We start from the raw sequence: 14,181 nt of genomic DNA, 5'->3' as shown, positions 1-14,181 counted from the left end.
CGAGGGCCCGCCCCCCGGTCCGACGAGACCGGAGGGCGGGCCCTCTCGCATGCCCCGGGGGTTCCCGGGGCCCTGTGGGCTACTGCCGGGGGAGCGACTGGCCCGAGGTCGCGTCGACCACCTTGCGGTCGCCCAGCGGCTGCTGGAGGGTCACCGTGAGGGACATCTCCTTCGCGATCATGATGCAGGCCTGGCCCGGCTTGTTCGGGGTGTCCGTGATCCTCACCAGGACCGACTCGGGCTGCTCCCGCGCCTCCAGGGCGTAGGTGCTGCACACGCCGCCCCAGAAGTTCACGGTCAGCGTCCGGTCGGAGGCCGCGTACGAGAATCCGGGCACGGTCGGACCGTCCTTCCGGCCGGGAGCGGGCGTGGGCCCGGTGTCCTGGGCGGAGGCCGGCTGGGCCACCGTGTGGCCCGGAGCGCCGTCCTTGCCCGCCACCTCGAAGAGCCAGGCGGGGACCAGGCCGCGGGCCCCGTCCACCGTCCCGGGCGCCAGACCGAGCGCGGCGCCCTTGACCGTCTCCGTGCGCGGCGGCTTCATAGGCCGCGGCTCCGGATTGCAGGGCGGTACGTCCGTCGGCCCCAGGGGGGTGTCCGGGTCCAGCGGCACCGAGGTCGCGCAGCCGCTCGGCCCGGTGTCCGTGCCCTTCGTGCCGCCCGATTTCGCGTTCAGCCGGGCCAGCGCCTCCACGGCCCCGACCACCGGCTGCTCGGCGGCCCGTACGGGGGTCTTCAGCTCGCCGCTGCCCGCCACCACCGAGGCGTCGGCGCCCACGCTCACCTTCGTGGACCAGCCCTGCGTGGCCAGGCCGCCGACCACCGGGTCCGCGGTCACGACCCGCACCGAGCGCTGGGTGAGGCGGGCGTCCAGCCGTGCCCCGGTCTGCCCGACGGCGGCCAGCACCGGGGCCGCGGCGGCCTTCGCGGCCTCCTCGGACACCGGCTTGTCGGTGCCCGGCCCGGCGTCCCCCTGGGGGAGGGTCGCGGGGCCGCAGGTGTCCTTGCCCCGCACGCAGTCGTCCCCGGCGCCGTTGCCACTGCCGTCCCCCGGCACCTGGAAGCGGCTGAAGTTCCAGGTCCCCGGAGCCTTGCGGGTCACCGTGAGCCGGGGCCCGGAACCGTCGGCGGCCTCTCCGGCCAGCCAGACGTCGCCGTTCTGTCGCGGGGCGCCCGCGATGCCGAGCGCGGCGGCGAGCCTGGCCACCTCCTCCGAGGTGACCTCCCCGGACACGGCGAAGGAGGGCGCGCTGTCCGGCCCGTCCGGCAGCTTCACGTCCGCCCGGTAGACCACCCCGCCGCCGGACGGGTCGGGCTCCCCGGGCGCGATGCCGGGCCCCGACGGGGTCCCCGCGTCACGAGGCGCGGAGGCCGCGCTGTCGGCCGTACGGGGAGAGCCGTCGCCGTACGCGGTGGAGGCCCAGTACGCGGTACCGCCGCCGGCCAGCAGCACGGCGGCCGCGATCGAGCCGACGGCCCAGGCCGGCCGCCGTCGTGTGCCGCGTGATGTCTCGGGTTGTTCGCTGGTCACCGCATCGCTCCTTCGCCTGTCCCGGCGTGCTTGATGCGGGTGTGACGGAACAGACGCCCGACCGGTTCCCCGGATCAGTCCCCGTAGGCCGCCGTGGAGGCGATCAGACGCGCCGAGGCCGGCGGGACGCTGATCCCGTGGATCTGCGAGGGGGCCACACGGGTCGGCAGCGGGGCCGCCGGAACGGCCCAGTGCGGGGCCATCCGGGCGCAGTCACCCAGCAGGCGGGCGAAGCCGGGCCGCCGCGAGACTTCCGCGCCGCGCGTCTCGGCGGTGTACTCGGTGTAGCCGAAGCCATCGGTGTAGGTCATGAACGCACCGTAGGCACCGCGCCTCATGCGAAGAAAGACCTACTACGGGGTAGTTTCGGCCGTTCGGCCCGGGGCCCTCGACCGGGTAGTTTTGACTGTCCCCTTACTGTCCTCCGCAGGAGCGTCCACGCCGTGCGCATCGCAGTCACCGGCTCCATCGCCACCGACCACCTCATGACCTTCCCCGGCCGTTTCGCCGACCAGCTGGTCGCGGACCAGCTGCACACGGTCTCCCTGTCCTTCCTCGTCGACAACCTCGACGTCCGGCGGGGCGGTGTCGGCCCGAACATCTGCTTCGGCATGGGGCAGCTCGGCATCCGCCCGATCCTGGTCGGAGCCGCCGGCTCCGACTTCGACGAGTACCGCGCCTGGCTGGACCGGCACGGCGTCGACACCGAGTCCGTCCGGATCTCCGAGGTGCTGCACACCGCGCGCTTCGTGTGCACCACGGACTCCGACCACAACCAGATCGGCTCCTTCTACACGGGCGCGATGAGCGAGGCCCGACAGATCGAGCTGAAGGCCGTCGCCGACCGCGTGGGCGGGCTCGACCTCGTCCTGATCGGCGCGGACGACCCCGAGGCGATGCTGCGCCACACGGAGGAGTGCCGGACGCGGGGGATCCCCTTCGCGGCCGACTTCTCGCAGCAGATCGCCCGGATGGACGGCGAGAACATCCGCACCCTGATGGAGGGCGCGACGTACCTCTTCTCGAACGAGTACGAGAAGGGCCTCATCGAGTCGAAGTCGGGCTGGTCGGACGAGGAGATCCTGGCGAAGGTCGGGACCCGGGTCACGACGCTGGGCTCGCAGGGCGTGCGGATCGAGCGCGTCGGGGAGGAGCCGATCGTCGTCGGCTGCCCCGAGGAGACCGCGAAGGTCGACCCGACGGGCGTGGGCGACGCCTTCCGCGCGGGCTTCCTGACCGGCCTGGGCTGGGGCGTCGGCCTGGAGCGCGCCGCGCAGGTGGGCTGCATGCTGGCGACCCTGGTCATCGAGACCCTGGGCACCCAGGAGTACACCCTGGCCCGCGCGCACTTCATGGAGCGCTTCACGAAGGCGTACGGCGACGAGGCCGCGGCCGAGGTCCAGGCCCACCTCTCCTGACCCCTCCGCCGGGGTAACGGGGGCCTCCGCATGCGTGCGGCCCGTTCCGGAGGTTCCCCCCAGCCCGCTCCGGTCCCGACCGGGGGCAAATCCAGCCTCGCCGGCGTTTGAGGCGCGGGGGTGCGGGGGCGGAGCCCCCGGAGCGGCGCCGCAGCCGGACGAGCCCCGCCCGGGGGTCACCGCAGGCGGCGGACCGTGTAGGCGGAGCCGGACTCGCGGGGGGTTTCGCCCACGTACTCGTGGCCCCGCATCGCGCACCACGCCGGGATGTCCAGCCGCGCCACCTCGTCGTCCGACAGGACCGTCACCGTGCCGCCCACCGGAACGGTGACGATGGCCCGGGCCAGCTCGATCACCGGCTGCGGGCAGCGCAGCCCCAGCGCGTCCACCTCGACCGAGTCCGCCACCGGCGCCACCGCTGGCGGGGCCGTCACGCCCAGCCGCTCGCGCACCCCGGACACCGCACCCGGCAGCACCTCCAGGAACGCGTTCACCTCCTCCGCCGTGGTCCCCGGCGGCAGCGAGACCCGTACGTTCCCCTCCGACAGCACCCCCATCGCCCGCAGCACGTGACTCGGGGTCAGAGTGGAGCTGGTGCAGGAGGAGCCGGAGGACACTGAGAAACCCGCCCGGTCCAGCTCGTGCAACAGCGCCTCCCCGTCGACGTAGAGGCAGGAGAAGGTGACCAGGTGCGGCAGGCGCTGGTCGGCGTCCCCGACCACCTCCACGTCCGGGACGAGACGGACCACCCGCCGCCGGATCCGGTCCACCAGGATCCGCAGCCGGGCCGCCTCCGCGTCCGCCTCGGCCCGTACGGCCCGCAGCGAAGCCGCCGCCGCCACGATCGCCGGCAGGTTCACGAATCCGGGGGAGCGCCCCGACTCCCGCTCGTCCGCCGGGCCTTGGGCCGCGAAGCGGACCCCCTTGCGGACCGCGAGCAGGCCGACCCCGGGCGGGCCGCCCCACTTGTGCGCGCTCGCCGCCAGGACGGACCACGCGCCCTCCACCGGACCCCAGCCCAGCGACTGCGCCGCGTCCACCAGCAGCGGCACCCCGGCGGCCCCGCACGCCTCGGCCACCTCCGCCACCGGCTGGACCGTGCCCACCTCGTGGTTGGCGGACTGGAGGCAGGCCAGCGCGGTCGCCGGACCGAGCGCCCGCGCGTACTCGGGCGGGGTCACCGCCCCCGACCGCTCCACCGGGACCTCCGTCACCGTCCCGCCGCGCGCCGCGTGCGCCTCGGCCGCGTGCAGGACAGAACTGTGTTCGACCGCTGATACGACCAGATGGTCGCCGACGCGCCGGCGCCCGGCGAGTACCCCCGCGACCCCCGTGTGAACCGCGTGCGTCCCCGAAGGAGTGAACACGAGCTCGTCGGGCCGGCACCCCACCGCCTCCGCGGCCGCCTCCCGCGCCGCGTCCAGCAGCAGCCGGGCCCGCCGCCCCTCCCGGTACAGCCGGGCCGGGTCGGCCCAGCCCTCGTCGAGGGAGGCCTGCAACGCCTGCCGGGCCACGGGGTGCAGGGGAGCGGCGGACGCGCTGTCGAAGTACGGCATCCGGTCACGCTAACCGGCGGCCGCGTCCGTTCGAGGTCAGGGGGTGTCAGATGTCTTCCGGAGCCCATCATTCAGGGCCGTTCGCGCCATCCCCCGTACGGCGGATCCATCCCTTCGGGGGCTGTAGCGGCGCGTTGGGCACCCTCCCCGCGCGACCCCAAATAGCGTCCAGTAGGGTTTGGTCCGCATAAACATCCAAACCCCTGCCTGCGTCAGGGCCGGCGACCGACCCGAACACGGCCGCGGCCGGCCGCGCGGGCCGAGACTCTCGGGAAGGCGCTACGTGAGTCCCTACGGCTCCGACCGCTCGCCGCGGCGCCCGATGCGGCGGAAGCTGCTGCAGGCGCTGACTGCGGGCGTGGTCCTGGCGACCGCAACTGGTTGCTCGTATACCTGGAAAAACTTCCCCCGCCTCGGATTGCCGACTCCGGTAACCGAGGAGGCGCCTCGCATCCTCTCCCTGTGGCAGGGATCCTGGGCGGCCGCGCTCATCACGGGCATCCTGGTGTGGGGCCTGATCATGTGGAGCGTCATCTTCCACCGGCGCAGCCGGACGAAGGTGGAGGTCCCCCCGCAGACCCGGTACAACATGCCCATCGAGGCGCTGTACACCGTGGTCCCGCTCATCATCGTCTCGGTGCTCTTCTACTTCACCGCGCGTGACGAGTCGAAGCTGCTCTCCCTCTCCGCCAAGCCGGCGCACACGATCAACGTGATCGGCTACCAGTGGAGCTGGGGCTTCAACTACATCGAGAACGTTGACGGTGACGCCGCGACCCCGAAGGCGGGCGAGGTCCCCAAGGAGCTCTCCGCCATCCCGGACCGCTACACCAAGGACTTCCCCGCGGGCGCCGAAGGCGTCTACCAGAAGGGCGTCCCCGGCGACCGGAACCCGGACACCAACAACCCCGGGCCGACCCTCTGGCTGCCCAAGGGCGAGAAGGTCCGCTTCATCCTGTCGTCGAACGACGTCATCCACTCCTTCTGGGTGGTGCCCTTCCTCTTCAAGCAGGACGTCATCCCGGGCCACACCAACGTCTTCGAGGTCACCCCGACCGAAGAGGGCACTTTCGTGGGCAAGTGCGCCGAGCTCTGCGGTGTCGACCACTCCCGGATGCTCTTCAACGTCAAGGTGGTCTCGCCCGAGCTGTACCGGGCGCACCTGAAGGAGCTGGCCGAGAAGGGGCAGACCGGCTTCCTCCCGGCCGGCATCAAGCAGACTGACCCGGCCCGGAATGCGGAGACGAACAAACTGTGAGCATCCTCAACGAATCTCAGGGTGCCGCCGCCGACTCGTATGAAAACGAGCTGCCGGTGCGGCGCAAGCAGCCGGGCAACGTGGTCGTGAAGTGGCTCACCACCACCGACCACAAGACCATCGGCACGATGTACCTGGTCACCTCGTTCGTGTTCTTCCTCATCGGCGGCCTCCTCGCGCTCTTCATGCGCGCCGAGCTGGCCCGTCCGGGTTCGCAGATCATGTCGAACGAGCAGTTCAACCAGGCGTTCACGATGCACGGCACGATCATGCTGCTGATGTTCGCGACGCCGCTGTTCGCCGGGTTCGCGAACTGGATCATGCCGCTGCAGATCGGCGCGCCCGACGTGGCGTTCCCGCGGCTGAACATGTTCGCGTACTGGCTCTACCTCTTCGGCTCGACCATCGCGGTCGCCGGCTTCGTCACCCCGCAGGGTGCGGCCGACTTCGGCTGGTTCGCCTACTCCCCGCTGTCGGACGCCGTCCGCTCGCCGGGCATCGGCGCCGACATGTGGATCATGGGTCTGGCCTTCTCCGGCTTCGGCACGATCCTCGGCTCGGTCAACTTCATCACCACCATCATCTGCATGCGCGCACCCGGCATGACCATGTTCCGCATGCCGATCTTCACCTGGAACGTGCTGCTGACCGGTGTCCTGGTCCTGCTCGCCTTCCCGGTGCTGGCCGCCGCGCTCTTCGCACTGGAGGCCGACCGCAAGTTCGGTGCGCACGTGTTCGATGCCGCGAACGGCGGGGCATTGCTGTGGCAACACCTCTTCTGGTTCTTCGGACACCCAGAGGTGTACATCATCGCGCTGCCATTCTTCGGAATCGTTTCCGAGGTCATCCCGGTCTTCTCCCGTAAGCCGATGTTCGGTTACATCGGTCTGATCGCCGCGACGATCTCGATCGCCGGTCTCTCGGTGACCGTGTGGGCCCACCACATGTACGTCACCGGCGGTGTGCTGCTGCCGTTCTTCTCCTTCATGACCTTCCTGATCGCGGTACCGACCGGTGTGAAGTTCTTCAACTGGATCGGCACCATGTGGAAGGGCTCGCTGTCCTTCGAGACCCCGATGCTCTGGACGATCGGCTTCCTGGTCACCTTCACCTTCGGTGGTCTGACCGGCGTCATCCTGGCCTCGCCCCCGATGGACTTCCACGTCTCCGACTCGTACTTCGTCGTCGCGCACTTCCACTACGTCGTCTTCGGCACCGTGGTCTTCGCGATGTTCGCCGGCTTCCACTTCTGGTGGCCGAAGTTCACGGGCAAGATGCTGGACGAGCGCCTCGGCAAGATCACGTTCTGGACGCTGTTCATCGGCTTCCACGGCACCTTCCTGGTGCAGCACTGGCTCGGCGCGGAGGGCATGCCGCGTCGTTACGCGGACTACCTCGCGGCCGACGGCTTCACCCTGCTGAACACGATCTCGACGATCAGCTCCTTCCTGCTCGGCCTGTCGATGCTTCCGTTCATGTACAACGTGTGGAAGACCGCCAAGTACGGCAAGAAGATCGAGGTCGACGACCCGTGGGGCTACGGCCGTTCGCTCGAGTGGGCGACGTCCTGCCCGCCGCCGCGGCACAACTTCCTCACCCTGCCGCGCATCCGCAGCGAATCGCCGGCGTTCGACCTGCACCACCCTGAGATCGCGGCCCTCGACCACCTCGAGGACCACGGCTCCGTCAAGGCCGTCGCTGGTGGCAAGGAGGCCGGCAAGTGAAGATCCAGGGCAAGATGTTCCTCTGGCTCTCCTTCTTCATCCTGATCATGGCCGTCGTGTACGGCGTGTGGTCGAAGGAGCCCGTCGGTACCACCGCGCTCTTCCTGGCCTTCGGCCTGAGCGTCATGATCGGCTACTACCTGGCCTTCACGGCCAAGCGCGTGGACGAGATGGCCCAGGACAACAAGGAGGCCGACGTCGCCGACGAGGCGGGCGAGCTGGGGTTCTTCTCCCCGCACAGCTGGCAGCCGCTCTCGCTGGGCATCGGTGGCGCGCTCGCGTTCATGGGTGTCATCTTCGGCTGGTGGCTCATGTACTTCTCGGCCCCGATCATCCTGATCGGCCTGTGGGGCTGGGTGTACGAGTACTACCGCGGTGAGAACGCGAACCAGTAGCAGCACCGCTTCAGCACAGCACTTGGGGCCCGGACACCTCTTCGGAGGAGTCCGGGCCCCTCGTTTGCAGTCCCCCCGCGCGCCGTATTTGTCATATCTTCATAGCGTTGGGTCCATGAAGCACTCACCGCGTCTTTGGACGGTACTCAGCTGCTCCCTGCTGGTCGCGTCCCTCGGGGCCGGCGCCACCGCATGCGGGTCCGGCGACAACAACCCGCTGTCAGCCCGCCCGTACGACGCGGGCGATCAAGTTGCCTTCAACCAGGCCACCGGCGGCCGCCCCGTCGATCCCGACAAACCCTTCGAGGTGACCGTGAAGGGGGGTGAGAGCCGCATCACCGACGTGACCGCCGTGGACACCCACGGCCGCCGCCTCGCGGGCGAACTGTCCGCCAAGGGAGACCGCTGGCACAACACCGTCCCCATGGCTGCCGGCGTCCGCTACACCGTCACCGTCAGTACGGAGAACGCCAAGGGCGCCCCAGGGCAACGCACGGCCACTTTCGACACCACTCCGGCCAAGGGGGTCCTCAAGGTCGAATTCGGCCCGGACGAGGGCAAATACGGGGTCGGACAGCCCCTCACGGCCGAACTCAGCGAACCCGTCAAGGACAAGGCCGCCCGAGCCGTCATCGAACGGGGCCTGGAGGTCAAGGCCCCGGCCGGCGTCGTGGGCGCCTGGTACTGGGTCGACGACAAGACGATCCACTACCGGCCCAAGGACTACTGGCCCGCCAACACCGAGGTCTCCGTACGGAGCAACCTGGAGGGCGTCCGCATCTCCGACCACCTCTACGGGGCCGCGGCCAAACCGCTGAAGCTGGAGATCGGCGACCGCGTCGAGGTCACCACCGACGCCTCCTCGCACTACCTCACGTTCAAGCGCAACGGAGAAGTGATCAACACCATTCCGGTGACCACCGGAAAGCCCGGCTTCTCCACCCGCAACGGCATCAAAGTGGTGCTCGGCAAGCAGTACTTCGTACAGATGCGCGGCGACACCGTCGGCATCGGCGGCAGCGAGTACTACAACCTGCCCGTCTACTACGCCACCCGCGTCACCTGGAGTGGTGAATACGTCCACGCCGCGCCGTGGTCCGTCGGCTCCCAGGGCTACGAGAACGTCAGCCACGGCTGCACCGGCATGAGCACCGGCAACGCCGCCTGGTTCTACGAGAACATCACCGAAGGCGACATCGTCCAGGTCATCAACAGCATCGGCGAGGACATGGACACCTTCGGCAACGGCTACGGCGACTGGAACATGGACTGGAAGGACTGGCGCCAGGGCAGCGCCCTCCTCAAGGGCACCCAGGAAGGCCGCAGCCCCGTCGACCGGGCACGCCTGCGCCCGACTGTCTGAAGCGAGGCCGCACGAGGGCCCGTACGGACCCGAACCGAAGCGCGGGGGTCCGTACGGGCCCCCGCGCTCCGTCGTCGCCTCAGGCGGCGTTGGAGGCCAGCCGGGAGCGCAGGAGTCCCGCCAGGGCCTCCGGGAACTCCACCGGGTCCACCGGAAGGGTCACGGCGGCGTCCGCACGGCTCCAGGTGGCCAGCCAGGCGTCCTGCGGACGCCCCATCAGCAGCAGTACCGGCGGGCACCGGAAGATCTCGTCCTTGATCTGCCGGCACACCCCCATGCCCCCGGCCGGAACCGCCTCGCCGTCCAGCACGCACACGTCGATACCGCCCGCGTCCAGCGCCGACAGGACCGCCGGAAGCGTCGCGCACTCCAGGAACTCGACCGGCGGCAGATCCGCGGCCGGCCTGCGCCCTGCCGCCAGCCGCACCTGCTCCCGGGTGCCCGCGTCGTCGCTGTAGACCAGAACCCGCGCAGTCGCCCGCATTTCGTTCCTCCACGGTCCCGTGAATCACGTTGATGTTGCGCGGGATGCTACTCCTCCCCATGCGCTGTCAACATCGGTTCGGACAGGCTCGCCGACGGCGCCCGGAGGGCGATCTGATGGGCCGTTCGGGCCTTGCACACGCCTCGGACACTCCGAACGGCACCCCCCGGGGTGAGGGCGGGATAAGCGACCGACATAATGTCGGTCGTGGCGACAGCAACGACAGTAGATACCGGGCACGCGCACCCGACGGTCAACCGGCCGAACCTCGTCAGCGTCGGAACCATCATCTGGTTGAGTTCCGAGCTGATGTTCTTCGCGGCCCTCTTCGCGATGTACTTCACCCTGCGATCCGTGACAGGCGCCGAGTACTGGTCAGAACAGGCTTCATTCCTGAATCTGCCCTTCTCGGCGACGAACACGACGATCCTGGTGCTCTCCTCCCTCACCTGCCAGCTCGGCGTATTCGCCGCCGAGCGCGGTGACGTGAAGAAGCTCCGGACGTGGTTCATCATCACGTTCGTCATGGGTGCGATCTTCATTGGCGGCCAGGTGTTCGAGTACACCGAGCTGGTCAAGCACGAGGGCCTGAGCCTCTCGTCCGGTCCGTACGGCTCGGTGTTCTACCTGACCACCGGCTTCCACGGTCTGCACGTGACGGGCGGACTCATCGCCTTCCTGCTGGTCCTCGGCCGGACGTACGCGGCCAAGAGGTTCACCCACGAACAGGCCACGTCGGCCATCGTCGTGTCCTACTACTGGCACTTCGTCGATGTCGTCTGGATCGGCCTCTTCGCCACGATCTACCTGATCAAGTAGCGAACACGTCACCGGGCCCGACCCGGCACTCCATCCAGACACACCGACGCAGAAGATCCTGACACCGGGGTAATCCGTGAAAAAGCTCTCCGCACGACGACGCCATCCGCTGGCGGCGGTCGTCGTTCTACTCCTCGCGCTGGCGGCCACTGGGGGGCTGTACGCCGCCTTCGCCCCCGCGGGCAAGGCACAGGCCGGCGAAACCGCCCAGTCCCTCGCCATCGAGGAGGGCAAGAAGCTCTACGCCGTGAGTTGCGCAAGCTGCCACGGAACCGGCGGTCAGGGTTCCTCTGACGGCCCGAGCCTGGTCGGCGTCGGCTCCGCGGCCGTCGACTTCCAGGTGAGCACGGGCCGCATGCCCGCCCAGCAGCCCGGCGCCCAGGTGCCGAAGAAGCCGGCGATCTACACCCAGGCGCAGATCGACCAGCTGGCCGCGTACATCGCGTCCCTCGGTGCCGGTCCGATCACGCCGACCGAGAAGCAGTACGACCCGACGGGTGCCGACATCGCCAAGGGTGGTGAGCTGTTCCGCAACAACTGCGCGCAGTGCCACAACTTCACCGGCGAGGGAGGCGCGCTGACGAACGGCAAGTACGCCCCGAACCTTGAGGGTGTCTCGCCGAAGCACATCTACGAGGCCATGGTCACCGGCCCGCAGAACATGCCCTCCTTCCCGGACAGCACCATGCCGGAGAAGCAGAAGAAGGACATCATCGCGTACCTCCAGAACGTCAACGGCGAGAAGTCGACCAGCCCCGGTGGCCTCAAGCTCGGCGGCCTCGGCCCCGTCTCCGAGGGTCTCTTCGGCTGGATCTTCGGTCTGGGTGCGCTGATCGCTGTCGCCGTCTGGGTCGCGGCCCACACCGCTAAGGCCAAGAAGTCATGAGTAGCCAAGACATTCCCGAAGAGAAGCACCTGCCGAGCGAGCAGGGCGACGCGCACCACGGTGCCGTAGCGGTCGCGGACGACCCGTTCGCCGATCCGGGCCTGCCGGTCCACAAGCCGCGCATCCAGGACATCGACGAGCGTGCGGCGAGGCGTTCCGAGCGCACCGTCGCGATGCTGTTCACGCTGTCGATGCTGGCCACGATCGGTTTCATCGCCGCCTACGTGACCATCCCGGTCGAGAAGATCGTGTACGTCTTCCCCATCGGGAAGGTGAGCGCGCTCAACTTCGCCCTGGGCCTGACCCTGGGCGCGGCCCTCTTCTGCATCGGCGCGGGCGCGGTCCACTGGGCCCGCACCCTGATGTCCGACGTGGAGGTCGCCGACGAGCGCCACGAGATCGCCGCTCCGGCGGAGGTCAAGGCCAAGGTCATGCAGGACTTCGCGGACGGCGCGAACGAGTCCGGCATCGCCCGCCGCCCCCTGATCCGCAACACGATGCTGGGCGCGCTGGCCATGCTGCCGCTCTCCGCCCTCATGATCATGCGCGACACGGGCCCCCTGCCCGAGGACAAGCTCCGCAAGACCGTGTGGTCCAAGGGCAAGCTGCTGATCAACGACAACACCAATGAGCCGCTGCGTCCCGAGGACGTGCTCGTCGGTTCGCTGACCTTCGCCCGGCCGGAAGGCCTGGAGGAGGACCAGCACGACTTCCAGACGCAGATCGCCAAGGCCGCCCTGATGATCGTCCGGCTCAAGCCCGAGGACATCAAGGACAAGCAGGAGCTGGAGTGGTCCCACGAGGGCATCGTGGCCTACTCCAAGATCTGCACCCACGTCGGCTGCCCGATCAGCCTGTACGAGCAGCAGACGCACCACGTGCTCTGCCCGTGCCACCAGTCCACCTTCGACCTCTCCGACGGCGCCCGTGTCATCTTCGGCCCGGCCGGTCACGCGCTTCCGCAGCTGCGGATCGGCGTCAATGACGAAGGCTTCCTCGAAGCGCACGGCGACTTCGAAGAGCCCGTCGGTCCTGCATTCTGGGAGCGCGGATGAGCACTGCGACCACTGACACGAAGGCGCGCAAAGCGCCTGCCGGCGAGCGCGTAGCGGACTGGGCGGACGGCCGCCTGGGCATCTACACCCTGGCCAAGTCCAACATGCGCAAGATCTTCCCGGACCACTGGTCCTTCATGCTGGGTGAGGTCGCGCTCTACAGCTTCATCATCATCATCCTCACGGGTGTGTACCTGACGCTGTTCTTCCACCCGAGCATGAACGAGGTCGTGTACCACGGCTCGTACGTGCCGATGCAGGGCGTCCAGATGTCCGAGGCCTTCGCCTCGACGCTGGACATCAGCTTCGACGTCCGCGGCGGTCTGCTCATCCGGCAGATCCACCACTGGGCGGCCCTGATCTTCGTGGCCGCGATGGTCGTGCACATGATGCGCGTCTTCTTCACCGGCGCCTTCCGCAAGCCGCGCGAGGTCAACTGGATCTTCGGCTTCCTGCTGCTGGTCCTCGGCATGTTCACCGGCTTCACCGGTTACTCCCTGCCGGACGACCTGCTCTCGGGCACCGGCGTCCGGTTCATGGAGGGCGCGATCCTGGCCATGCCGATCGTCGGCACGTACATCTCGTTCTTCCTCTTCGGCGGCGAGTTCCCCGGCGGTGACTTCGTCGCCCGGTTCTACTCGATCCACATCCTGCTGCTGCCCGGCATCATGATGGGCCTGCTGGTGGCCCACCTGATCCTGGTCTTCTACCACAAGCACACCCAGTTCGCGGGTCCCGGCAAGACGAACAACAACGTCGTCGGCATGCCGCTGCTGCCGGTCTACATGGCCAAGGCCGGAGGCTTCTTCTTCCTGGTCTTCGGTGTCATCGCGGCCATCGCGGCGATCGCCTCGATCAACCCGATCTGGGCGCTCGGCCCGTACCGCCCGGACCACGTGTCCACCGGTGCGCAGCCCGACTGGTACATGGGTATGCCGGAAGGCCTGATCCGAGCCATGCCCGGCTGGGAGATCAACCTGTGGGGCCACACGCTCGTCCTGGGCGTGCTCATCCCGCTGATGCTCTTCCCGCTGGTCCTGGGCGCGATCGCCGTCTGGCCGTTCATCGAGTCCTGGGTCACCGGGGACAAGCGCGAGCACCACATCCTGGACCGCCCGCGCAACGTCCCGACCCGTACGGCCTTCGGTGCCGCCTGGATCGCGGAGTACGTCGTGCTCCTCATCGGCGGTGGCAACGACATGTTCGCCCAGTACTTCCACCTGTCGATCAACTCGATCACGTGGTTCGTCCGGATCGGCTTCTTCGTCGTCCCGGTCCTGGTCTTCATCGCCACCAAGCGGATCTGCCTCGGCCTCCAGCGCCGGGACCACGACAAGGTGCTGCACGGTCGCGAGACCGGCATCATCAAGCGCCTGCCGCACGGTGAGTTCGTCGAGGTCCACGAGCCGCTCCCGCAGGGCCAGCTGCACAAGCTCACCGCGCACGAGCAGTACAAGCCGATCGAGATCGGCCCGACGGTCGACGAGAACGGTGTCGAGCGCAAGGTGAAGGCCATGGAGAAGCTGCGCGCGAAGCTCAGCAAGGGCTTCTACGCGGAGAACAACCAGATTCCGAAGCCCACGGTGGAGGAGTACAAGGAGATCCAGAGCGGCCACGGCCACCACTGATCTCCCGCACGACCCGCATGACCGCATGAGGGATTGATTTCGGTCAGTCCTGGTGTCGCCACGGCGA

General features: G+C 68.8%; 13 protein-coding genes. 9 read left to right on the top strand and 4 right to left on the bottom strand.

Annotated features, from left to right (window positions below; genetic code table 11):
- Nucleotides 1-79: 79 nt before the first annotated feature.
- On the bottom strand, nt 80-1,528 hold the full coding sequence (locus tag ACGFYU_RS17805) for a hypothetical protein (protein ID WP_393828211.1): 1,449 nt from the start codon (nt 1,526-1,528) through the stop codon (nt 80-82).
- Nucleotides 1,529-1,602: 74 nt separating this feature from the next.
- Nucleotides 1,603-1,839, bottom strand: a complete 237-nt coding sequence (locus ACGFYU_RS17800) for a hypothetical protein (protein ID WP_393828210.1) — start codon at nt 1,837-1,839, stop codon at nt 1,603-1,605.
- 132 nt (nt 1,840-1,971) lie between these two features.
- On the opposite strand from ACGFYU_RS17800, the gene ACGFYU_RS17795 reads away from it, so the two are divergent.
- Nucleotides 1,972-2,946, top strand: a complete 975-nt coding sequence (locus ACGFYU_RS17795) for a carbohydrate kinase family protein (protein ID WP_393828209.1) — start codon at nt 1,972-1,974, stop codon at nt 2,944-2,946.
- Nucleotides 2,947-3,122: 176 nt separating this feature from the next.
- On the opposite strand, the gene ACGFYU_RS17790 is transcribed toward ACGFYU_RS17795, so the two are convergent.
- The gene (locus ACGFYU_RS17790; protein WP_393828208.1) at nt 3,123-4,502 is read right to left on the bottom strand and encodes a cysteine desulfurase/sulfurtransferase TusA family protein; all 1,380 of its coding nucleotides are present in this window, start codon (nt 4,500-4,502) and stop codon (nt 3,123-3,125) included.
- Nucleotides 4,503-4,785: 283 nt separating this feature from the next.
- On the opposite strand from ACGFYU_RS17790, the gene coxB reads away from it, so the two are divergent.
- The 4 genes from coxB (at nt 4,786) to ACGFYU_RS17770 (ending at nt 9,242) form a co-directional block, all read left to right on the top strand.
- A complete protein-coding gene (gene coxB, locus ACGFYU_RS17785) occupies nt 4,786-5,760 on the top strand; it encodes a cytochrome c oxidase subunit II (RefSeq protein WP_393828207.1) in 975 nt (324 codons plus the stop codon).
- Entirely contained in the window at nt 5,757-7,484 is a 1,728-nt protein-coding gene (gene ctaD / locus ACGFYU_RS17780; RefSeq protein ID WP_393828206.1) for a cytochrome c oxidase subunit I, read from the top strand. The genes coxB and ctaD overlap by 4 nt, the downstream gene beginning before the upstream one ends.
- Nucleotides 7,481-7,879 carry a cytochrome c oxidase subunit 4 gene (locus ACGFYU_RS17775; protein ID WP_382645177.1) on the top strand — a complete coding sequence of 133 codons (399 nt, stop codon included), beginning with the start codon at nt 7,481-7,483 and terminating at the stop codon, nt 7,877-7,879. The genes ctaD and ACGFYU_RS17775 overlap by 4 nt, the downstream gene beginning before the upstream one ends.
- 115 nt (nt 7,880-7,994) lie before the next feature.
- Nucleotides 7,995-9,242 (top strand): Ig-like domain-containing protein, encoded by a 1,248-nt coding sequence (locus ACGFYU_RS17770; protein WP_393828205.1) that lies wholly within the window; start codon nt 7,995-7,997, stop codon nt 9,240-9,242.
- A 79-nt stretch (nt 9,243-9,321) separates the two neighbouring features.
- Here ACGFYU_RS17770 and ACGFYU_RS17765 read toward each other — a convergent pair whose 3' ends face one another.
- Nucleotides 9,322-9,726 carry a hypothetical protein gene (locus ACGFYU_RS17765; RefSeq protein ID WP_393828204.1) on the bottom strand — a complete coding sequence of 135 codons (405 nt, stop codon included), beginning with the start codon at nt 9,724-9,726 and terminating at the stop codon, nt 9,322-9,324.
- A gap of 198 nt (nt 9,727-9,924) precedes the next feature.
- On the opposite strand from ACGFYU_RS17765, the gene ACGFYU_RS17760 reads away from it, so the two are divergent.
- The 4 genes from ACGFYU_RS17760 to ACGFYU_RS17745 all read left to right on the top strand — a co-directional run bounded on the left by ACGFYU_RS17760 (nt 9,925) and on the right by ACGFYU_RS17745 (nt 14,114).
- On the top strand, nt 9,925-10,545 hold the full coding sequence (locus ACGFYU_RS17760) for a heme-copper oxidase subunit III (protein ID WP_382645170.1): 621 nt from the start codon (nt 9,925-9,927) through the stop codon (nt 10,543-10,545).
- Nucleotides 10,546-10,621: 76 nt separating this feature from the next.
- The gene (locus ACGFYU_RS17755) at nt 10,622-11,431 is read left to right on the top strand and encodes a c-type cytochrome (RefSeq protein WP_393828203.1); all 810 of its coding nucleotides are present in this window, start codon (nt 10,622-10,624) and stop codon (nt 11,429-11,431) included.
- Entirely contained in the window at nt 11,428-12,486 is a 1,059-nt protein-coding gene (locus tag ACGFYU_RS17750) for a Rieske 2Fe-2S domain-containing protein (RefSeq protein WP_393828202.1), read from the top strand. The genes ACGFYU_RS17755 and ACGFYU_RS17750 overlap by 4 nt, the downstream gene beginning before the upstream one ends.
- Nucleotides 12,483-14,114, top strand: coding sequence for a cytochrome bc complex cytochrome b subunit (locus tag ACGFYU_RS17745; RefSeq protein WP_393828201.1), 1,632 nt, complete (start codon nt 12,483-12,485; stop codon nt 14,112-14,114). The genes ACGFYU_RS17750 and ACGFYU_RS17745 overlap by 4 nt, the downstream gene beginning before the upstream one ends.
- Nucleotides 14,115-14,181 lie beyond the last annotated feature (67 nt).

Origin of the sequence: Streptomyces sp. NPDC048337, from assembly GCF_043201175.1 — a bacterium.
In the GTDB taxonomy this organism is placed as follows: Bacteria; Actinomycetota; Actinomycetes; order Streptomycetales; family Streptomycetaceae; genus Streptomyces.
The sequence above is the reverse complement of the archived record's forward strand: the minus strand, read 5'-3'. Positions and strand labels throughout refer to the sequence as shown.